Genomic DNA, 21,265 nt, shown 5'->3' on the forward strand with positions numbered 1-21,265 from the left:
ATTGTTTGAAAAACGCTAAAACCGAAGCTGAGAAAAAAAGGTGTGTCAAAGATCTCCCTAAAGACTTGCAGAAAAAGGTTTTAGCCAAAGAGAGTGTTAAGGCTTACAAAGACTGCGTTTCAAGAGCTAGGAATGAAAAAGAGAAACAAGAATGCAAGAAATTACTCACCCCTGAAGCGAGAAAGCTACTAGAAGAAGCTAAAAAGAGCGTTAAGGCTTATTTGGATTGCGTTTCAAGAGCTAGGAATGAAAAAGAGAAACAAGAATGCAAGAAATTACTCACCCCTGAAGCGAGAAAGCTATTAGAAGAAGCTAAAGAGAGCCTTAAAGCCTATAAAGACTGTCTCTCTCAAGCTAGAAATGAAACTGAAAGGAGAGCCTGCGAGAAATTGCTCACCCCTGAAGCGAGGAAACTATTAGAGCAAGAAGTTAAAAAAAGCGTTAAAGCTTATTTAGACTGCGTTTCAAGAGCTAGGAATGAAAAAGAGAAACAAGAATGCGAGAAATTACTCACCCCCGAAGCTAGGAAATTTTTAGAGAAACAGCGCCAACAAAAAGATAAAGCGATAAAGGATTGCTTGAAAAACGCCGATCCTAACGACAGAGCGGCTATTATGAAGTGTTTGGATGGTTTGAGCGATGAAGAGAAGCTCAAATACCTGCAAGAAGCTAGAGAAAAGGCTGTCTTGGATTGTTTGAAAACGGCTAGGACCGATGAAGAAAAAAGGAAATGCCAAAACCTTTATAGCGATTTGATCCAAGAAATCCAAAATAAAAGGACACAGAACAAACAAAATCAATTGAGTAAAACAGAAAGGTTGCATCAAGCAAGCGAGTGCTTGGATAACTTAGATGACCCTACTGATCAAGAAGCCATAGAGCAATGTTTAGATGGCTTGAGCGATAGCGAAAGGGCGCTAATTCTAGGAATCAAACGACAAGCTGATGAAGTGGATCGGATTTATAGCGATCTAAGAAGCCGCAAAACCTTTGATAACATGGCGGCTAAAGGTTATCCATTGTTGCCAATGGATTTCAAAAATGGTGGCGATATTGCCACTATTAACGCCACTAATGTTGATGCGGACAAAATAGCTAGCGATAATCCTATTTATGCTTCCATAGAGCCTGATATTACTAAGCAATACGAAACAGAGAAAACCATTAAGGATAAGAGTTTAGAAGCTAAATTAGCTAAGGCTTTAGGTGGCGATAAAAAAGATGACGATAAAGAAAAAAGTAAAAAACCCACAGCAGAAACTAAAGCAGAAAGCAATAAGATAGACAAAGATGTCGCAGAAACCGCTAAAAATATCAGCGAAATCGCTCTTAAGAACAAAAAAGAAAAGAGTGGGGATTTTGTAGATGAAAATGGTAATCCCATTGACGATAAAAAGAAAGAAGAAAAACAAGATGAAACAAGCCCTGTCAAACAGGCCTTTATAGGCAAGAGTGATCCCACATTTGTTTTAGCGCAATACACCCCCATTGAAATCACTCTGACTTCTAAAGTAGATGCCACTCTCACGGGTATAGTGAGTGGGGTTGTAGCCAAAGATGTATGGAACATGAACGGCACTATGATCTTATTAGATAAAGGCACTAAGGTGTATGGGAATTATCAAAGCGTGAAAGGTGGCACGCCTATTATGACACGCTTAATGATAGTCTTTACTAAAGCCATTACGCCTGATGGTGTGATAATACCTCTAGCAAACGCTCAAGCAGCAGGCATGTTGGGTGAAGCAGGGGTAGATGGCTATGTGAATAATCACTTTATGAAGCGCATAGGCTTTGCTGTGATAGCAAGCGTGGTTAATAGCTTCTTGCAAACTGCGCCTATCATAGCTCTAGATAAACTCATAGGCCTTGGCAAAGGTAGAAGTGAAAGGACACCTGAATTTAATTACGCTTTGGGTCAAGCTATCAATGGCAGCATGCAAAGTTCAGCTCAGATGTCTAATCAAATTCTAGGGCAACTGATGAATATCCCCCCAAGTTTTTACAAAAACGAGGGTGATAGTATTAAGATTCTCACAATGGACGATATTGATTTTAGTGGCGTGTATGATGTTAAAATTACCAACAAATCTGTGGTAGATGAAATTATCAAACAAAGCACCAAAACTTTGTCTAGAGAACATGAAGAAATCACCACAAGCCCCAAAGGTGGCAATTAATTCAAGAGAAAGGATAAAATATATTCATGTTACTAAATACGTTACTAAACTCGGTTCTTTACAAAATAAAAGACAAGACCAACAACAGGCTCTTCTAAAGGATGTAGTGGCGGAAAAAACCAAGCAAAAACAATGAAAGGAAACAGCAATGGAACTCGGTTTCAATGAAGCAGAAAGACAAAAGATCTTAGACAGCAACAGCTCTCTTATGGGAAATGCAAATGAAGTAAGGGATAAGTTTATTCAAAATTACGCCTCTTCTTTAAAAGATAGCAACGATCCGCAAGATTTTTTGAGAAGAGTTCAAGAATTAAGAATCAATATGCAAAAGAATTTTATTAGTTTTGATGCTTATTACAACTATTTGAACAACCTTGTGTTAGCCAGTTACAATCGTTGCAAACAAGAAAAGACTTTTGCAGAAAGCACGATCAAAAATGAACTAACGCTTGGAGAGTTTGTTGCAGAAATTTCTGACAACTTTAATAATTTCATGTGTGATGAAGTGGCAAGAATTTCAGACCTAGTGGCTTCTTATCTGCCAAGAGAGTATTTACCGCCATTCATAGATGGCAATATGATGGGCGTGGCGTTTCAGATTCTAGGGATAGATGATTTTGGGAGAAAGCTCAATGAGATTGTCCAAGATATAGGGACTAAATATATTATTTTGAGCAAAAATAAGACTTATCTCACTTCTTTAGAAAGGGCTAAATTGATAACCCAGTTAAAATTAAATTTGGAATAAGAACATGACTGAAGACAGATTGAGTGCAGAAGATAAAAAATTTCTAGAAGTAGAAAGAGCCTTAAAAGAAGCGGCATTAAATCCTCTAAGGCATGCTACTGAAGAACTTTTTGGTGATTTTTTAAAAATGGAAAATATCACTGAGATTTGTTACAATGGGGACAAGGTTGTATGGGTTTTAAAAAATAATGGCGAATGGCAACCGTTTGATGTGAGAAACAAGAAAGCCTTTAGCTTATCTCGTTTAATGCATTTCGCTCGTTGTTGTGCAAGTTTCAAGAAAAAAACAATAGACAACTATGAAAATCCTATTTTGAGTAGCAATTTAGCGAATGGTGAAAGGGTGCAGATTGTCCTTTCCCCTGTTACAGTTAATGATGAAACCATTTCCATATCCATAAGGATACCTAGCAAAACAACCTATCCTCATAGCTTTTTTGAAGAACAAGGTTTTTATAATCTACTAGACAACAAAGAACAAGCGATCAGCGCGATTAAAGATGGTATTGCTATTGGTAAGAATGTGATTGTTTGTGGTGGCACAGGAAGCGGTAAAACAACTTATATCAAAAGCATTATGGAGTTTATCCCTAAAGAAGAAAGGATCATATCCATTGAAGACACCGAAGAGATTGTATTCAAACACCACAAGAACTACACACAGCTTTTTTTTGGTGGGAATATCACCTCTGCTGATTGCTTAAAGTCATGTTTGAGAATGCGACCTGATAGAATCATTTTAGGGGAACTCAGAAGCAGTGAGGCATATGATTTTTATAATGTGCTTTGTAGCGGCCATAAAGGCACGCTAACCACTCTACATGCAGGGAGCAGTGAAGAAGCGTTTATTCGTTTAGCTAACATGAGTTCATCTAATAGCACAGCAAGGAATATCAAGTTTGAAAGTCTCATTGAAGGCTTTAAAGATTTGATTGATATAATTGTCCATATCAACCACCACAAACAGTGTGATGAGTTTTATATCAAACATAGGTAGTAGGAACAATGGAAGACTTTTTGTATAACACCTTATACTTCATAGAGGATTATAAGTTGGTTGTTATTTTTAGTTTCATAGGATTAATAGCGTTATTTTTCCTCTACAAATTCATAAAAACTCAAAAAAAGGTTTTTAAAGATAAAGCTAATCAGCCTCAAAAGAAAAAAAGCTTTAAAGAAATCATTATAGATGGGCTGAAAGAAAGGGTTAAAACCTTTGGCTTTTGGTTGCAAGCGATACTATTACTATCCTATTCTTTTATCACATCAGGGTTATTTTTCTTGATTCTCTTAGGTAATTTTTATGATGACAATCGATTGCCTGAGAGCGATGATGATCTTTTTGATATATGGATCTATGCGATACAAGATTTTCCTAATTACTATTTTAAAGCGCTCACTTTTAGCTCACTCAAGATTTATGGGTTCAATATATCCTTAGTCGTATATAGTTCTATTTTATGCTCTTATATCTTCATTACCTTTTTTGTGTGGTTCTTAAAATACTTAACTCGGACTAGAGATATAGGAGCGAATAAAAAAGTTGATGATCTCTTTGGTAGCGCGAGTTGGGAAACTGAAGAGAAAATGATCAAAGCCAAGCTCATCACGCCCAACAATAAAAAACGTGCCTTTGACAAACGAGAGGTGATTGTAGGCAGGCGTGGCTTGGGGGATTTCATCGCTTACGCAGGACAGGCGTTTATTGGACTCATTGCCCCTACTAGAAGCGGTAAAGGTGTGGGTTTCATCATGCCCAATATGATCAATTATCCTCAAAATATCGTTGTGTTTGACCCTAAGGCGGACACTATGGAAACTTGCGGAAAAATCAGAGAAAAACGCTTCAACCAAAAAGTGTTCATCTATGAACCTTTCTCCTTAAAAACACACCGATTTAATCCTTTCGCTTATGTGGATTTTGGTAATGATGTAGTTTTGACCGAAGACATACTCTCTCAAATTGACACACGCCTAAAAGGGCATGGGATGGTGGCTAGTGGAGGGGATTTTTCCACTCAAATCTTTGGATTGGCAAAGCTCGTGTTCCCTGAAAGACCTAATGAAAAAGATCCTTTTTTTAGCAATCAAGCGCGAAATCTTTTTGTCATCAATTGCAATATTTACAGGGATCTCATGTGGACTAAAAAGGGGCTTGAGTTTGTCAAAAGAAAAAAAATCATCATGCCTGAAACCCCTACGATGTTTTTCATAGGTTCTATGGCAAGCGGGATCAACTTGATTGATGAAGACACAAACATGGAAAAAGTCGTGTCTTTAATGGAATTTTTTGGAGGTGAAGAAGATAAGAGTGGCGATAATCTAAGAGCGCTTAGTCCTGCCACTAGAAACATGTGGAATAACTTTAAGACAATGGGTGGCGCTAAAGAAACTTATAGCTCTGTTCAAGGGGTATATACTTCAGCCTTTGCTCCTTATAATAACGCAATGATCAGGAATTTCACGAGCACTAATGATTTTGATTTTAGGCGTTTAAGGATCGATGAGGTCAGCATTGGCGTGATCGCTAACCCCAAAGAAAGCACTATTGTTGGACCGATATTAGAGCTGTTTTTCAACGTGATGATTTATAGCAATTTGATTCTACCAATCCATGATCCACAATGCAAAAGAAGTTGCTTGATGCTCATGGATGAATTTACGCTCTGTGGCTATTTAGAAACCTTTGTTAAAGCGGTAGGGATTATGGCAGAATACAACATGCGCCCCGCTTTTGTGTTTCAAAGTAAGGCGCAACTAGAGAATGACCCCCCACTTGGTTATGGTAGGAATGGCGCTAAGACTATTTTAGACAACCTTTCTTTGAATATGTATTATGGAATCAACAACGATAACTACTATGAACACTTTGAAAAACTTTCTAAGGTGTTAGGGAAATACACAAGACAAGATGTGAGCCGAAGCATTGATGATAATACAGGTAAGACCAACACTTCTATCAGCAACAAGGAGCGGTTTTTGATGACCCCTGATGAATTGATGACTATGGGCGATGAGCTTATTATTTTAGAAAATACGCTCAAACCTATCAAATGCCACAAGGCGCTTTACTACGATGATCCTTTCTTCACCGATGAACTCATTAAGGTGAGTCCAAGTTTGAGCAAGAAATACAAATTGGGGAAAGTGCCTGATCAGACGACTTTTTATGATGATTTGCAAGCCGCTAAAACCAGAGGTGAATTGAGCTATGATAAATCTTTAGTGCCTGTGGGTTCAAGCGAATTGTGATTTTAGTTTCTAATCATTAATTTCGTTTTGGAAATCTTTCAAGATCAGATCAGGTGCTTCTTTGCTAAAAAATATGATCTTTGTCTTGCATGAAGCGTTTGGGTTTTCCTATATCTTTAATGGAATTTTCACTCATCAAAAGCTTGTGTGTTCTTTGTTTTGCTAGCCATCGCTCTTATTGGATTGTTGCATGCGCTAGGTTAAGATTCATCAAGCCATTCTTACAGCACCCATGCTCAGAGAAAATGGTGCGAATTGGAAGAATTCTTACGCTATATGTTCTTATAAGGAAGGCAAAAAGCCTATTCCAAAAAATAAAAAGACAGAATATCTTAATAAAAAGAAGCAAAATATATTTTAGAAAAATTAAAAGATAATGATGCAAATGATATTATTATAAATTCATAAGATAGGAGAAGTGTATCACCAAGATTGCTTGTAAAAATTACAAAGATTCAAAAATAGTTAGTATGCTCTACTCGTTGTAACGCACTTGAGAATAAATGCAGCGAAACTTCTTCACATAAGCGCCATTAGGGTTGTGTTTCATTCCCCCATTATAAGCGCCTATTGCCATTTCCACTAATTGATACACGCTTTTGTTGGGGTGTTTTTGTTTGTAATAATCAAAATTTTCTTTTAAAATTTGTTTGGCTAATTGGATCGCAAAATCCACATCGTTTAACAATTTGGTTTTGAGGAGCGTTTTAGAGTAGGTAGGATAGAATTTTTTAGCGGTGTTTAAAGTGATATGAAACATGGAATAAGAAGTGTCTTTTGTGGAAATTTCGCGCTTGTTGTTCAACCCTAGAGAGCTTTCTAACAAAGCGATAGAAATAAGCGTTCTGCACACCACTTCATTGTTGCAACCTTTTTGATGGATATGGATAAGATTTTCATACTGCTTGAAACTAATGGTTACCTTTTGGCATGGATAGGCTAAGGAATTAAGAAGCAAAGTCAGACCAATCCATTTCTCAAACAAAACTTTAACTTACTTTGACTCTTTCAGTAACGCTTTTTGTAACTTCTGCTTGTCGTATTTGAGCTTGTCCTTTAGAGGTGAGAGCAGATTTTGAACACTCTCATAACCACACAGCATTCCCTCTTTATAGGGGTCGTTTTTGATTTTTGCATAGAGGCTAATGCCATTAGCGTAACACAAGCCGTTAGACTTGATGTAGTAGCTTTTGATTTCTTCTTCTAAGTTCCTCAAGTCATTAGGGTTGAGAGGCGTTTTTTTGCTGTAAGAATTTTCACTGATCAAAGTCCCCTCATAGCTTCTTTTGATCGTGGTCTCCTTATCCACTAATAACCCATTATAGTTCTCTTTTTCTTTGACAACTCTCATTGTTTCATCAGAATTACTTGTTTGAGGAGAAACAGGCACTTCCACTACTCTAGGTTTCTTAGCGTTTTTCTTTTTCAACTCTGCTTTTAGAGCTTTTAGTTTCTTTTGATTTTCTAAGTCTTTGAGCCTGTATTTAGCCAATTCAGCCTCTTGTTTTTCTTTTTCTGCTAAGAGTTTCTTTTCCCTCTCTTCCTCATTGGCTATGAGTTGGGAGTTAGCGATTAGCTCTTCTATGAGCTTCTCTTTGCTGTTTTCAGGAGCGGTTTGGGTGGCATAAGGTGATGGTTGGGCCTCATTGGCGTTATTTGTCTCTTTGAGTCTATACAAGCTATAAGGAGCAACGATATTGGGTTTTTGAATAACGCTATCGTTACTAGGCATAGCTACCATCTCATCTCTTAGGGGCGAACACACTTCATCATTAGGTCTGCAGATTACATCGTTGGCGTAGTTGAAATACGCGCGTTTTTGTTGTTCAAAAAGCTTATTCTCATCAATTGACGCTCCCTTATCAAGCGTGTGGGCATTGGGATCGCTTCTTTTTGGCACTCTTAAAAAAGTCGCTTGGGCATAAGGCATGTTCTCATTGATTTTTAACACAAACTTAGCGTTTCGTTTGTTGAGCGCTTTTAGAATGTTGTAATACCCATTGACTTGTTCTAACGAACCTGTGATGATGATGAGATCCGCATAAGTCCCCATTGCTCTTGTTTTGATAATGGGGTTTTCTATGGATAAATAGTTGTTGTAATCCAATAGATCCATAGCGTAGAGATAGGTTTTGTCTTTCAAAGCGCTATTACCAAACCAATCCCCAAAGCTTTTGTCATTCACATTCAAGGTGTCGTATATATCAAACAGCGCTTGAGTTTTTGTGTCATCAACAGAGGCATATTGAGGTTTCTTATGATCAGGGATCTGTTGGCGCTGTTTGGCTTCTTTTTTGAGTCGTTTAGCTTCTTTCTTGGTCTCTTTAGTTTCTTTAGTGGCCTTAATGACCTTATCGGCTTCACTTATTTCTTTAGCATAAAGAGTGTTAGAGATTAGTAAGCCCATGAGTAATACAGCGGTTGCTAGTTTTCTAAACATTAGTTTCCTTTTTTTTCAAATTAATATGGAGACAAAATTCTATTGCTTTTAAGATAAGCGATGTAGCTGTAAAAAACTCATTGTTTTTGAAATTCTTTTTTCTTTTCATTAATCTATTGCATTTGGGATATTTAAGATCTTGTGAATCCATACTAGCAGTCCATTTGCACTTAGGATAATTTTTACATCCTAAGAAAAAAGAATTTTCTTTAATATTAGCTTTTACACCAGCCAAAATGAAACGCTCAAGGCGTTTGATTTTTTGCTTTTCAATCTTATTAAGCAATTCTTTTTTTTCTTTTTCTAAATCTTTTTTTCGTTCGTTTTGTTTTGCAAGATCGATAAAGTAAAACTTCCTATTGCAATTCTTACAAGCGTAAGCTCCTCCCCTACCACTTTCTACTTTTTCCATTATGGGCGTGTTTTCACAATGCAAGCAGACCGCTTTCATTGAGCCATTTATTTCTCGTAAAACGCCCTTACAGTCGCCTTTATTTACATAATCAGAGCAACCATAAAATGAGACACCATTCAATCCTCTTTGTATCATTTTAGGTGTGTTACAAACAGAACAAATCAAATATCCTCTGACTCTCTTAATATTAAACTTAGAAAAATTATTACTCACATTGTAACTCGTAGCTAGACTCATATCGCAAATAACTACTCTTAAATCTAAAAAAAGAATTTATAGGTTGCTTGTTTAAGTCATGCAGTGAGTAACAAACCACCAAAACACCTAAATTTGTGAAATTTTCCCTTATTCTTTCTTCAGTCAAAATCGTTGTTCTGCCTCAATCTTTAGTCTCTTTAGCTTCAGTTGGTTCGTTGGTAACGCTTGTTGCTTGAGATTTTTGGGTTTCGTTATTGACAGTTGTGGCCGCTTTAGGTTGTTTTTTGGACAATTTTTCAACTAATTTCACTAAGTTGATATTAGAAAAAGACAAAAAGATTCCTATTGCGACAAAGATTATCCCAACAATCCCCATAGCACCGCTCAAGACACAACATAAAACCCCTGCTCCAATGAGACCTAATGCATCATAACGCTTATCAGCCAAACTGTTTTTGAAAAAATTTACAAAAGCGTTTGGTTTCTTTGTTTCATGGGTTGTTTCAGTTGTATTGATTGTGTCAGCCATAGTGTTATCTCCATTAAGGTATATTCTCAATTTGTTACTATGAAACAAATTCATGTTATTATAGCAAAAAATATAAAACCATCTCCCTATTGCTTGTCGCCATTATGCTGTTGTTTGTAGTCTAAAAAAGAGATGATTTGATAGAATGAAGCGTTTAAGTTAGATCGATTAAGCTTGCTGCTATCCATTCAAATTGCTTTGAAAGTTCGCTTGTGATCTGGCTAGAAAAACAGGCTAAAGAATGGCTCAAATTGTAAAAGGATCTGACATGTTTGAAGATTTTTATCGCACTACCCTCTCTTTTTTAAGGCCTTTCTTGCTTTTATTGGGTTTATTGTTGCCGTTTTCGCTTTGTATAGCTGATGAATATATTAGCATAAATGATGATTGGGATGAAAGGGCGCGAAATCAGTGGGATGAAATTGTGCGAAATCATAAGACATATTATTTTGAAAATGGTTTAGACCATTTTAATCAAGGCCAATACAAACAAGCCTTTAAAGATTTTAAATTGGCACAAGAATACAGCATCGGGCTTGGCAGCGTTTATTTAGCCAAAATGTATTTGGAGGGAAAGGGCGTGAAAGTGGATTACAAAAAAGCGCAACTCTATGCAAAAAACGCTATCAAAGGGTATGGGAGCGGGTTGTTGGGGGGTGCTTTAATTTTAGGATACATGCAAGCAGAAGGCTTAGGGATGAAAAAGGATTTGAAACAAGCGCTCAAGACTTACAGGCATGTGGTTCGCATGTTTTCTAATAAAAGCACAAATTTTGTTAACAAATTTGGATCAAACCTTGCGGAATTTACTAGTATGCTTATTGGATCGCGATTCATTGATCTTTCAGGTTTGAGTGCGAATCCTATAAAATTTGGAAAGAAATTTGGAATACTTGTTAAGAAATCCACTCAAATCAAAGATAAGACACTTCTTTGGGAAGATATTGCTGAAATTTCAAGCAATATTACTTTACTCAAACAACAAATGGGGGAGATCCTTTATAGGATTGGGATCGCTTATAAAGAAGGGCTTGGCACTAGAAAGAAAAAGGACAGGGCTAAAAAATTCCTGCAAAAATCCGCAGAATTTGGCTATGAAAAAGCCATGGAAGCTCTGTAGTTTTAGAAAATACACTTACCTAATCTTTACTATCACTTGGCTAAAATCAAATTCTTTGCTTTAATCTTAAAAAATGCCTTTAAGCTATTTTTTAAATTTTATGATCAATACCCTATTAGAACAAAACTAAAAAGCAAAGAAAATCAAATTTTTCAACCACTTTTTTGAGAACAAGGCATTTTTGCCCTATTCTAAATTTTTAAAATGGGATTATTGATTTGCTCATTGTTTTAGCATGAATAAGTGGTGATAAATTCAAAGGGATGGGGTTTGCTCTCCCATGGGAACACTTCAGAATGGAATTTAAGAGACTGATAGGCTTGAATAAATTCTTCGCTAAAGACCTGACCTTCTTTTAAATACTGCTTATCGGCTAGCATTTCTTCTAACGATCGCCTTAAAGTGTGGGGCATTTGTTTGATACCTTTTTCCCTAATTTCATCTAAAGTCAATTTGAAAAGGTTAATATCCATCGCTTCGCCGGGATCCATTTTGTTTTTAACGCCATCCATACCCGCCATTAAAATCGCTGCAAAAGCCAAGTAGGGGTTTGATGAGCTGTCAGGAAACCTGAATTCAAACCTCGTGCTGTTTTTAGAAATCCCATAAGGGATACGCACGCTCGCGCTCCTGTTATTAGCCGAATAGGTTAAAATAGATGGGGCTTCATATCCCGGAATCAAGCGTTTGTAAGAATTAGTGGAAGCGTTAGTGAAAGCGGCTAACCCTCTAGCGTGGCGCAACACACCCCCTAAAAAATGCAACGCTAACTCACTCAAGCCCTTGTAAGTTTCGCCGCTAAAAAGGTTTTCGTTGTTTTTCCAAACGCTCACATGGGTGTGCATCCCGCTCCCGTTATCCCCATATAGGGGTTTTGGCATGAAAGTGGCGGTTTTCCCGTTTAAATGAGCGACCATTTTAACCACATATTTGAGTTTTTGGACATTATCAGCGGCTTCCACTAAATCCCCAAATTTCACGCCCACCTCGCCTTGCGCTTGCGCGACTTCATGATGGACGACAAAAGTTTCTAGCCCCACTTGGTTTAAGACTTTCACAATTTCAGTGCGAATATCCATCATCGTATCCGTTGGCGGCACAGGCAAATAGCCCCCTTGTTTGCCCGGTCTATGTCCAAAATTGACGCCGTTTTCAAAGCTTTTATCCCTATTCCATTCGCCCTCTTCGCTATCCACTTCATAGTATTGGGAATTGGAAGCGTCTTTAATCTTAATGGAATCAAAGATAAAAAATTCATTCTCCGCGCCAAAATAAGCCACATCGCCCAAACCTGAATCTTTTAAATGTTGTAAGGCTTTTTTAGCGATACTTCTAGGGCATTTCTCATAAGGCTGGTTTTTATACACATCATACACATCGCAAAACACGACCGCGCTCACATCCGCGCTAAAAGGGTCAATAAAATAACGCACCAAATCAGGGGTTAAAATCATATCAGAATGTTCAATGCCTTGCCAGCCTTTAAAAGAGCTCGCATCAAAAGGAATCCCTTCTTTAAACATGCCATGCGTTAAAGCCCCAAAAGAATAAGCGATATGATTCCAAGTGCCTTTAATATCGCTGAATCTAAAATCCACAAATTCCACTTCATTTTCTTTGCAAAATTCAAAAAATTCTTTGATCTTGCTTTCACTATTTTGAGTTCTTACTATCATTAACCACCTTTAATTGTTATGAATTGAGTTTGATTGATAGGGGTGATTATAGCATTTATGGGGTAAAAAAGTAAAATCTGTATCAAGTTTGATTAAGATGCATGCGGTAAAATCCGCTAAATCAAGGAGTGTTATTCATGAAAGCAGGAGAAGCCACACTATTAGAATTTTTTGAACAAAATCAAAACAATCAATTTGTCATTCCCATCTATCAGAGGTTGTATAGTTGGAAAAAGGAACAATGCGAACAATTATGGGATGATATTATCAAAACGGGTGGAAACGATCAAATAAAAGGGCATTTTATCGGTTCTATTTTGTATGTGCTAGATGGCATTAAGCACTCTGACAATGTATTACTCATCGTTGATGGCCAACAAAGGCTCACCACTATCACGCTTTTACTCACCGCTTTGAGAGATCATTGGAGCGATAAAGTTAAGCGTAAAGAAATAGAGGACCACTATCTTATCAACAGCGATAAGGACGGCGATAAGAAATTCAGACTCATCCTCTCAGAGTCTGATAAAGACACCTTGCTATCTTTGATTGATAAAGACAGAAGAAAACCGAGCGAGCCTTCGGTAAAAATAGTGGAAAATTTTGAATTATTTGAAGAATGGATCAATAAAAACACCGACAAACTAGAAACGATTTTTAAAGGATTAGAAAAACTCATGATAGTTTGGATTGCTTTAGATAAAGGAGATGATCCTCAACTTATTTTTGAGAGCATGAACTCAAAAGGTATGGAACTTGCACAAACGGATTTGATCAGAAACTACATTTTAATGGGATTAGAGCCCGAAAAACAAAAGATTTTTTATGAGAAGTATTGGAGGGCTATGGAGAAGGATTTTAAACAAAATGAAAAATTATTTGATCGGTTTGTTAAGCATTATCTCACGATCAAAATAGGAAAAATTCCCAATGAGAAAAGAGTTTATGATGCTTTCAAGGATTATCAGCAAAAAGAAGGGATAGAAATAGAGGATTTATTAAAAGATTTACAAAAATACTGTGGGTATTTTTGCCGGATCGTATTCAAAAAAGAAGACGATAAAGATTTAAACAAGGCTTTAAGTTTTTTGGTGGATTTAGAGATGGATGTGATTTATCCGCTATTACTAGAGCTTTATAGCGATTATAGCGATGGGGTTTTATCCAAGAATGATTTTAGGAGTAGCATCGCTTTGATAGAGAGCTATATTTTCAGAAGGGCGGTGTGCGGGCTTGGCACAAATAGTCTCAATAAAGTCTTTCCCTCTTTTACAAAGCGCATCCAAAAAGATGAATATTTTAAAAGCCTAGAGGCGCATTTTGGTTATCTGACAGAAAAACAAAGATTTCCAAACAATGACGAGTTTAAAGAGCATTTTATTACGATAGATTTTTATCATTTTCAAAAAAGGGAATACTTTCTTGAAAGGTTAGAAAATTTTGAAAGAGAAGAGCGAGTTTATACCCATGAATACACTACTGAACACATCATGCCTCAAACACTCACGGAACAATGGAAAAGGGATTTGGGTGAAAATTTTCAAGCAATACACGAGAAATACCTCCACACAATAGGGAATCTCACTCTAACCGGTTATAATTCTACATACAGCAACAAATCTTTCAAAGAAAAAAGAGATATGGAGAAGGGCTTCAAACAAAGCCCATTGAGACTCAATCAAAGTTTGAGAGATTTAGAATCTTTTGACGAAAAAGAGATTGAAAAAAGAGCTAATTATTTAGCGGATTGGGCTTTAAAGATTTGGACTTACCCCAATCTAGATGCAGAAACATTAGAGAAATATAAACCCAAGAAAGAAAAAAAGGTTTATGATTTAAGCTCTTATAAGTTTGGTTCTCATTCAAGGGAATTATTTGATATTTTAAGCAAAGAGATTAAAGCTCTTGATGAAAGGATAACCGAAAAATTTAATCAAGAGTATATCTCTTATATGTTTGACAAAAATTTTGTGGATATTGTCCCGCTAAAAAATGGATTAAAATTGTATTTGAATATGCCATTTAATGAACTGCAAGACGAAAAAAATCTGGCAAGGGATATGACTAATAAAGGTCATTTGGGGAATGGGGAAATAGAAGTCAAGCTAGAAACAAAAGAGAATATCCCTTATTGTTTGGGATTGATCAAGCAGGCTTTAGAAAAACAGATGGGTGGTAAGAACAGGCAATAAAAATCCAACTTATTAAAATAAAGAGTATAATTACAAATTACTTAAAACTTAAAGGGGATATGATGAAAGTTCTATTATTAGAAGATGTGAAAAATTTAGGCAAAGCGGGTGAAGTGTGTGAGGTTAAAGATGGCTATGGGAATAACTTTTTAATCGCTAACCAAAAAGCCAAACTCGCCACTAACGAAGTGATCAACAAATACAAAGCCGAAGTTAAAAAGAAAGCGGAAAAAGAAGCCCTAGAAAAGGCGCAAAAATTGCAAATGGTAGAAACCTTACAAACCATCACGCTGACTATCCATAAAAAAGTCGGCGCGAACGGCTCTTTATTTGGAGCGATCACTAAAGAAGAGATCACGGAGCGTTTGAAAGAACAGCATGCGAGTTTAAATTTAGATAAAAAAGACATCGAACTCAAACACCCGATTAAAAGCACAGGGATCTATGAGATTGAAGTCAAACTTGGATCGGGGATTGCGGGCGTGTTTAAGATTGATGTGGTGGCTGAGTAGAAAATGTTTGAAGCGACGACGATTTTGGGCTATAGAGGGGAATTTGATAACAAAAAGTTCGCGCTCATTGGAGGTGATGGGCAGGTAACTTTGGGTAATTGCGTAGTCAAAGCCAATGCGACAAAAATCAGGAGCTTGTATCACAACCAGGTTTTAAGCGGGTTTGCCGGGAGCACGGCGGACGCTTTTAGTTTGTTTGATATGTTTGAACGCATTTTAGAGAGCAAAAAAGGGGATTTGTTTAAAAGCGTGGTGGATTTCAGCAAAGAATGGCGCAAAGACAAGTATTTACGCCGATTGGAAGCGATGATGATCGTTTTAAACTTCGATCACGTTTTTATTTTGAGCGGCACGGGCGATGTTTTAGAAGCTGAAGACAATAAGATCGCCGCTATTGGGAGTGGGGGGAATTTTGCTTTGAGCGCGGCTAGGGCTTTAGATCATTTCGCTCATTTAGAGCCTAGAAAACTCGTAGAAGAGTCCTTAAAAATCGCAGGGGATCTTTGCATTTACACCAACACGAATATTAAAATTTTGGAGCTTTAATGTCTAAATTGAATATGACCCCAAGAGAAATTGTCGCTTATTTAGATGAATACATCATTGAGCAAAAGGAGGCTAAAAAGTTTATCGCTATCGCTTTAAGGAATCGTTACAGGCGTTTGCAACTGGAAAAATCCTTACAAGAAGAAATCACGCCTAAAAACATTTTAATGATTGGCTCTACTGGCGTGGGTAAAACTGAAATCGCAAGAAGAATGGCAAAAATCATGAAACTCCCCTTTGTGAAAGTGGAAGCGAGCAAATACACAGAAGTGGGTTTTGTGGGGCGCGATGTGGAGTCTATGGTAAGGGATTTAGTCAATAACAGCGTGCTTTTAGTGGAAAATGAGCATAAAGAAAAATTAAAAGACAAGATTGAAGAGGCGGTTATAGAAAAAATCGCTAAAAAACTCCTGCCCCCCTTGCCTAGTGGCGTGAGCGAAGAGAAAAAACAAGAATACGCTAATAGCCTTTTAAAGATGCAACAAAGAATCGTGCAAGGCGAGTTGGATAGTAGAGAAATTGAAATTGAAGTGCGTAAAAAAAGCATAGAGATTGATTCTAATGTGCCACCTGAAATTTTAAGGGTTCAAGAAAACTTGATTAAGGTTTTCCATAAAGAACAGGATAAAGTCAAAAAAACCTTAAGCGTTAAAGAGGCTAAAGAAGCCCTAAAAGCAGAAATTAGCGACACGCTTTTAGACAGCGAAGCCATTAAAATGGAGGGTTTGAAGCGCGCGGAAAGTTCAGGGGTGATTTTTATTGATGAAATTGATAAGATCGCTGTCAGCTCTAAAGAAGGAAGCCGTCAAGATCCCAGTAAAGAGGGGGTTCAAAGGGATTTGTTGCCGATTGTAGAGGGGAGTGTGGTGAATACGAAGTATGGCTCTATTAAAACAGAGCATATTTTATTCATTGCAGCAGGGGCGTTTCATCTTTCTAAACCAAGCGATTTGATCCCTGAATTGCAGGGTCGTTTCCCTTTAAGGGTGGAGTTAGAGAATTTAACCGAAGAAATCATGTATATGATTTTAACCCAAACTAAAACCTCTATCATCAAGCAATACCAAGCCCTTTTAAAAGTGGAGGGCGTAGAAATTGCGTTTGAAGACGATGCGATCAAAGAGTTAGCCAAACTTTCTTATAACGCCAATCAAAAAAGTGAAGACATAGGCGCTAGAAGGTTGCACACCACCATTGAAAAAGTGCTAGAAGACATTAGTTTTGAAGCGGAGGATTATTCAGGGCAACGTATCACTATCACTAAAGAATTGGTTCAATCCAAGCTAGGGGATTTAGTGGCTGATGAAAATTTAGTGAAGTATATTTTATGATGAAAACTAAGGCGGGCTTTGTAGCTCTTATAGGCAAACCAAACGCTGGAAAAAGCACTCTTTTAAACACTCTTTTAAACGCTCATTTAGCCCTTGTTTCGCATAAGGCTAACGCGACCAGAAAATTGATGAAATGCATCGTGCCTTTTAAAGACAAAGAAGGGTATGAGAGCCAGATCATTTTTTTAGACACTCCAGGGCTCCATCATCAAGAAAAATTACTCAACCAGTGCATGCTCTCACAGGCTTTAAAAGCGATGGGCGATGCCGAATTGCGCGTTTTTTTAGCTTCTGTGCATGATGATTTGAAAGGGTATGAAGAGTTTTTGAGTTTGTGCCAAAAACCCCATATCTTGGCTTTGAGTAAGATTGACACAGCCACGCATAAGCAGGTTTTACAAAAATTACAAGAGTATCAAAAATACGCTTCGCAATTTTTAGCTCTAGTGCCTTTGAGCGCGAAAAAATCTCAAAATTTAAACGCGCTTTTAGAATGCATCAGCCAGCATTTAAGCCCTAGTGCATGGCTTTTTGAAAAGGATTTAATGAGCGATGAAAAAATGCGCGATATTTATAAGGAAATCATTAGGGAGAGTTTGTTTGATTTTTTGAGCGATGAAATCCCTTATGAAAGCGATGTGATGATTGATCAATTTATAGAAGAAGAACGCATAGACAAGGTGTATGCGCGTATTATTGTAGAAAAAGAAAGCCAAAAAAAAATCGTGATAGGCAAAAACGGGGTAAATATCAAACGCATCGGGACTAACGCGCGATTAAAAATGCAAGAAGTGGGCGAAAAAAAGGTTTTTTTAAACTTGCAAGTGATCGCTCAAAAATCATGGAGTAAGGAAGAAAAGAGCTTGCAAAAACTGGGCTATATCCATAAAAGGGGTATAAATTGAAAAAAATATTACCGGCTCTGTTAATGGGGTTTGTGGGCTTGAATGCTAGTGATCGTTTGTTAGAAATTATGCGCCTTTATCAAAAACAAGGCTTGGAAGTGGTGGGTCAAAAGCTGGATTCTTATTTAGCGGATGAGTCTTTTTGGGCAGAAGAGCTTCAAAACAAGGACACGGATTTTGGCTATTATCAAAACAAGCAGTTTTTATTTGTGGCTAATAAATCCAAGCCCAGTTTGGAGTTTTATGAAATAGAAAACAACATGCTTAAAAAAATCAACAGCTCTAAAGCCCTTGTAGGCTCTAAAAAGGGCGATAAAACTTTAGAGGGCGATTTGGCCACGCCTATTGGAGTGTATCGTATCACGCAGAAATTGGAGCGCTTGGATCAATATTATGGCGTTTTGGCTTTTGTAACGAATTACCCTAATTTGTATGACACCTTGAAAAAACGCACCGGGCATGGCATTTGGGTGCATGGAATGCCTTTAAATGGCGATAGGAATGAATTGAACACCAAGGGCTGTATTGCGATTGAAAACCCGCTTTTAAGCTCTTATGATAAAATATTAAAAGGCGAAAAAGCATTTCTCATCACCTATGAAGACAAGTTTTTCCCAAGCACCAAAGAAGAATTGAGCATGATTTTAAGCTCCCTTTTTCAATGGAAAGAATCCTGGGCTAGGGGCGATTTTGAACGCTACATGCGTTTTTATAACCCCAATTTCACTCGCTATGACGGCATGAAATTCAACGCTTTTAAAGAGTATAAAAAAAGGGTGTTTGCAAAAAATGAAAAAAAGAATATCGCTTTTTCTTCTATCAATGTGATCCCCTACCCCAACTCTCAAAACAAACGCTTGTTTTATGTGGCGTTTGACCAAGATTACAAAGCCTACCAGCAAAACAAGCTCTCTTATAGCTCCAATTCTCAAAAAGAACTCTATATAGAGATTGAAAACAATCAAGTGTCTATCATAATGGAAAAATAAGTTAGAGATAGGCACTAAAGTCAAAGCCACGATAAAAGACAAAGTAATGGAAGCCAAAGTCATTGGCATTAGAAATAATCGTGCAACTTTACAGAGTGAAAAAGGAAATGAAGCTTTAAAAATAACAAATGATTAAGAAATATTAATTAAGAATTATGAATAGAGGATTTTAGGAGTTGTGAGGGTGAAGCATGGCATTAGTTTTGTAGATGTGAGTATTCCATATTATGGATATAAGTTAAGTCTTTGTTTGGAAAGAATTGAAGATATAGGGGAATTCACTCTATTTTGCTTGCATGCTTTTGGGGATGGATTAAATCTTAATGAATTATCGCAAGTTACAGAGATTGACCCTATAACCATTCAAAAACACCTGGATTTTTTAGTAAAGCGGGGTTTTGTCAATGAAAAACACAAGATTAGTGCTTATGGGCGCAACATTTTAAAATTACACGATGAAATCAACAAATTTAATCGCGCAAATCGGGTGGTGTTTTTGGAAAATGCAGCGAGAGAAAAAATAAAAAGATGGCGTGAACGCCAAGAGCTAACAGATTGTTCTCGTGGGTGGCTCATCGCAGGAGAAGATTTAAGCCTACAAGAATTTGAGGAGCTTTATAATGCACGCAAGGATATTGATCAGGTATTGCGCTTATTGGATAATACGAAAGATTTCAAAGATGTTTCAGATGAGATTAGGATGCGTTTAGAACCAAAGGAAGTAGAGCGGTTTTTAGTTTTTAAAATCAATCCAAAGGCGCTAACGCATGCAAAGATTGAAGGGAAAACATATATCCGTGCAATCCATGGGGAGCAAGAGTGTTTTATAGAGATAGAAACACTCTGCAAGCAACTATGATAAGCATCGATCTCTTTAAAACCGATGGGCGTTTTGCGCGTGGTATGCACAACACAAAAATCATCTATAGTGCCATACGCTATGGAGCAAAAGGAATTGCTAAAGTGAGTCCGGTCTTAGTCTGTGTGGATGTGGTGATTAGTTTGGCTGATATGATCCATTCCTATGGCCAATATCGTGCCGCTAAAGAGCAAACCAAACAACTAGAAATAATACGCAATACTTTAAAGAAAACAATATGAAAATCTTTTGATAGAATTAAGATTAGACAAACAGAAGCTCAGATTACAGCTTGCCCAAGACTTAGAAAAGATAGATGCTAGAATACGCAAGAATGCGGATAAAATGCATCTGCTTAAATTAGCTTATGAAAACAGCTTTATGGTTTTAAAATGCATCAAGGAGCATTTAGATGAATACGAGAAAAAATTCCCTTATGACAATGCCCAAAGAATTGTAGTCTTGTGCCAACAATACCATGAAGCGCTCACAACACATTGCCAAGCGTCTTTAAACTTTATAGGAGGTTAATATGAGAAGCGTTAATTTACCCACACCAAAAGGAAACTCTAAAGGGGATTTTCTTGACAACCTCTCTTTATCAGATATGTTAAAGTTGGTAACTGCTTCTAAAGACTTGATTTCATCAGCGATCAATGCCCAGAAAGAAATTAGCAAAGAGCAAGAAAAGACTAAACAAGTAGAAATACAAGCAAATCAAGAGATGATAGCTTCAAACAACAGATTGAGAGAAAGATCGCTGAATTCCAAAGAGATATAACAGAACTCAATAATATGCATGAACAAGAAATGCTCAGACTCTCCAATGAGCATGAAAAAGACATGAAGCTTTTAGAAATAATGCAAGGCATCATCAATAAGATTGATTCGCTGAATCAATTTTTAAGCTGCGAACATGGGGAACACCAAATGGTGGATGAATTGCATGCGTAACTGATTCATTACCAACAAGCTTTGCTTGCATTAACATCTAAGGTGAATTAATGCTACCCTTTATTGTGGGTGGGGCTATCCTAGCAGTTGGTTTTGGGGCGTTAGCGTTTTTTTTTGATGTTGAAACCGAAAAAGAAAAAGAACGCCAAAACACGCTAAAAAAAGATATTAAGGACTACACGCACAAAGCGCAACAGGCTAAAAAACGCCATAAACACCAGCAAACCCTAAAGATCGCAGACCATTGTCTCAATATTATCCAACGCTATTTGCAAGAAATTGAAAGATTGCAACAAGAAAAGAAAGAGACACCCACGCAATTAAAGGCTGTGTTAGAGCAAATCCAACAAGAAATGAAATCTCTACCCATACAGCAAAAACATGCACTGCAAATATATTACAACCGCTTTGAAGACGCG

22 protein-coding genes are annotated in these 21,265 nt (G+C 37.2%); 16 read left to right on the forward strand and 6 right to left on the reverse strand.

All coding sequences use genetic code 11. The annotated features are described in order from the left end of the window. From EXS92_RS03165 to cag5, 4 genes are all read left to right on the forward strand, one after another. Positions 1–2,180 (forward strand): TraB/TrbI/VirB10 family type IV secretion system protein (locus EXS92_RS03165; RefSeq protein ID WP_278248646.1); only part of this gene is annotated, 2,180 nt, incomplete at its 5' end. Between the two features lie 148 nt (positions 2,181–2,328). After that, complete coding sequence (cagZ, locus tag EXS92_RS03170; protein WP_000418807.1) at positions 2,329–2,928, forward strand: cag pathogenicity island translocation protein CagZ; 600 nt, start codon at positions 2,329–2,331, stop codon at positions 2,926–2,928. A 4-nt stretch (positions 2,929–2,932) separates the two neighbouring features. Next, positions 2,933–3,925 (forward strand): cag pathogenicity island type IV secretion system ATPase VirB11, encoded by a 993-nt coding sequence (gene virB11, locus EXS92_RS03175; RefSeq protein ID WP_002207213.1) that lies wholly within the window; start codon positions 2,933–2,935, stop codon positions 3,923–3,925. An 8-nt stretch (positions 3,926–3,933) separates the two neighbouring features. After that, positions 3,934–6,180 carry a VirD4 family type IV secretion system ATPase Cag5 gene (cag5, locus tag EXS92_RS03180; protein WP_165515549.1) on the forward strand — a complete coding sequence of 749 codons (2,247 nt, stop codon included), beginning with the start codon at positions 3,934–3,936 and terminating at the stop codon, positions 6,178–6,180. Positions 6,181–6,655: 475 nt separating this feature from the next. Here the strand turns inward: cag5 and cag4 are convergent, their stop codons facing one another. From cag4 to EXS92_RS03200, 5 genes are read right to left on the reverse strand one after another with little or no spacing between them, the layout of a single operon-like run. Next, a complete protein-coding gene (cag4, locus tag EXS92_RS03185) occupies positions 6,656–7,165 on the reverse strand; it encodes a VirB1 family T4SS lytic transglycosylase Cag4 (protein ID WP_024369401.1) in 510 nt (169 codons plus the stop codon). Positions 7,166–7,174: 9 nt separating this feature from the next. Beyond that, a complete protein-coding gene (gene cag3, locus EXS92_RS03190) occupies positions 7,175–8,620 on the reverse strand; it encodes a type IV secretion system outer membrane cap subunit Cag3 (RefSeq protein WP_165515550.1) in 1,446 nt (481 codons plus the stop codon). Continuing rightward, positions 8,613–9,272 (reverse strand): topoisomerase DNA-binding C4 zinc finger domain-containing protein, encoded by a 660-nt coding sequence (locus EXS92_RS03195; protein ID WP_024369399.1) that lies wholly within the window; start codon positions 9,270–9,272, stop codon positions 8,613–8,615. The genes cag3 and EXS92_RS03195 overlap by 8 nt, the downstream gene beginning before the upstream one ends. Continuing rightward, positions 9,241–9,399 carry a cag pathogenicity island protein gene (locus EXS92_RS08120; protein ID WP_331458889.1) on the reverse strand — a complete coding sequence of 53 codons (159 nt, stop codon included), beginning with the start codon at positions 9,397–9,399 and terminating at the stop codon, positions 9,241–9,243. The genes EXS92_RS03195 and EXS92_RS08120 overlap by 32 nt, the downstream gene beginning before the upstream one ends. Before the next feature lie 15 nt (positions 9,400–9,414). After that, positions 9,415–9,762 (reverse strand): cag pathogenicity island protein Cag1, encoded by a 348-nt coding sequence (locus tag EXS92_RS03200; protein WP_097551903.1) that lies wholly within the window; start codon positions 9,760–9,762, stop codon positions 9,415–9,417. A 268-nt stretch (positions 9,763–10,030) separates the two neighbouring features. Between EXS92_RS03200 and EXS92_RS03205 the strand changes: the two genes are divergently transcribed. Then, positions 10,031–10,882 carry an SEL1-like repeat protein gene (locus tag EXS92_RS03205; protein ID WP_165515551.1) on the forward strand — a complete coding sequence of 284 codons (852 nt, stop codon included), beginning with the start codon at positions 10,031–10,033 and terminating at the stop codon, positions 10,880–10,882. A gap of 230 nt (positions 10,883–11,112) precedes the next feature. On the opposite strand, the gene glnA is transcribed toward EXS92_RS03205, so the two are convergent. After that, positions 11,113–12,558 (reverse strand): type I glutamate--ammonia ligase, encoded by a 1,446-nt coding sequence (glnA, locus tag EXS92_RS03210; RefSeq protein ID WP_165515552.1) that lies wholly within the window; start codon positions 12,556–12,558, stop codon positions 11,113–11,115. A 137-nt stretch (positions 12,559–12,695) separates the two neighbouring features. On the opposite strand from glnA, the gene EXS92_RS03215 reads away from it, so the two are divergent. The 11 genes from EXS92_RS03215 to EXS92_RS03265 all read left to right on the forward strand — a co-directional run bounded on the left by EXS92_RS03215 (position 12,696) and on the right by EXS92_RS03265 (position 20,846). Then, positions 12,696–14,750, forward strand: a complete 2,055-nt coding sequence (locus EXS92_RS03215) for a DUF262 and DUF1524 domain-containing protein (protein ID WP_165515553.1) — start codon at positions 12,696–12,698, stop codon at positions 14,748–14,750. Positions 14,751–14,812: 62 nt separating this feature from the next. After that, positions 14,813–15,262, forward strand: a complete 450-nt coding sequence (gene rplI, locus EXS92_RS03220) for a 50S ribosomal protein L9 (RefSeq protein ID WP_000866289.1) — start codon at positions 14,813–14,815, stop codon at positions 15,260–15,262. Between the two features lie 3 nt (positions 15,263–15,265). Next, positions 15,266–15,808, forward strand: coding sequence for an ATP-dependent protease subunit HslV (gene hslV, locus EXS92_RS03225; protein ID WP_000461011.1), 543 nt, complete (start codon positions 15,266–15,268; stop codon positions 15,806–15,808). Beyond that, entirely contained in the window at positions 15,808–17,139 is a 1,332-nt protein-coding gene (hslU, locus tag EXS92_RS03230) for an ATP-dependent protease ATPase subunit HslU (protein ID WP_165515554.1), read from the forward strand. The genes hslV and hslU overlap by 1 nt, the downstream gene beginning before the upstream one ends. Then, positions 17,139–18,044: a GTPase Era gene (era, locus tag EXS92_RS03235; protein ID WP_165515658.1), complete on the forward strand. Its 906-nt coding sequence runs from the start codon at positions 17,139–17,141 to the stop codon at positions 18,042–18,044. Before hslU ends, era begins: the two co-directional genes overlap by 1 nt. Further along, positions 18,041–19,033 carry a cell shape-determining L,D-carboxypeptidase Csd6 gene (gene csd6 / locus EXS92_RS03240; RefSeq protein ID WP_165515555.1) on the forward strand — a complete coding sequence of 331 codons (993 nt, stop codon included), beginning with the start codon at positions 18,041–18,043 and terminating at the stop codon, positions 19,031–19,033. The genes era and csd6 overlap by 4 nt, the downstream gene beginning before the upstream one ends. Positions 19,034–19,217: 184 nt before the next feature. Continuing rightward, entirely contained in the window at positions 19,218–19,892 is a 675-nt protein-coding gene (locus EXS92_RS03245) for a hypothetical protein (protein ID WP_000680335.1), read from the forward strand. Further along, positions 19,889–20,134, forward strand: coding sequence for a hypothetical protein (locus EXS92_RS03250; RefSeq protein WP_165515556.1), 246 nt, complete (start codon positions 19,889–19,891; stop codon positions 20,132–20,134). The genes EXS92_RS03245 and EXS92_RS03250 overlap by 4 nt, the downstream gene beginning before the upstream one ends. 7 nt (positions 20,135–20,141) lie before the next feature. Beyond that, the gene (locus EXS92_RS03255; RefSeq protein ID WP_014419567.1) at positions 20,142–20,423 is read left to right on the forward strand and encodes a hypothetical protein; all 282 of its coding nucleotides are present in this window, start codon (positions 20,142–20,144) and stop codon (positions 20,421–20,423) included. Position 20,424: 1 nt separating this feature from the next. Next, positions 20,425–20,673 (forward strand): hypothetical protein, encoded by a 249-nt coding sequence (locus tag EXS92_RS03260; RefSeq protein ID WP_001258096.1) that lies wholly within the window; start codon positions 20,425–20,427, stop codon positions 20,671–20,673. Between the two features lie 14 nt (positions 20,674–20,687). Further along, positions 20,688–20,846, forward strand: a complete 159-nt coding sequence (locus EXS92_RS03265) for a hypothetical protein (protein WP_000545119.1) — start codon at positions 20,688–20,690, stop codon at positions 20,844–20,846. Positions 20,847–21,265 lie beyond the last annotated feature (419 nt).

It is taken from the genome of Helicobacter pylori (assembly GCF_011175115.1).
GTDB classification, from domain to species: domain Bacteria; phylum Campylobacterota; class Campylobacteria; order Campylobacterales; family Helicobacteraceae; genus Helicobacter; species Helicobacter pylori_DF.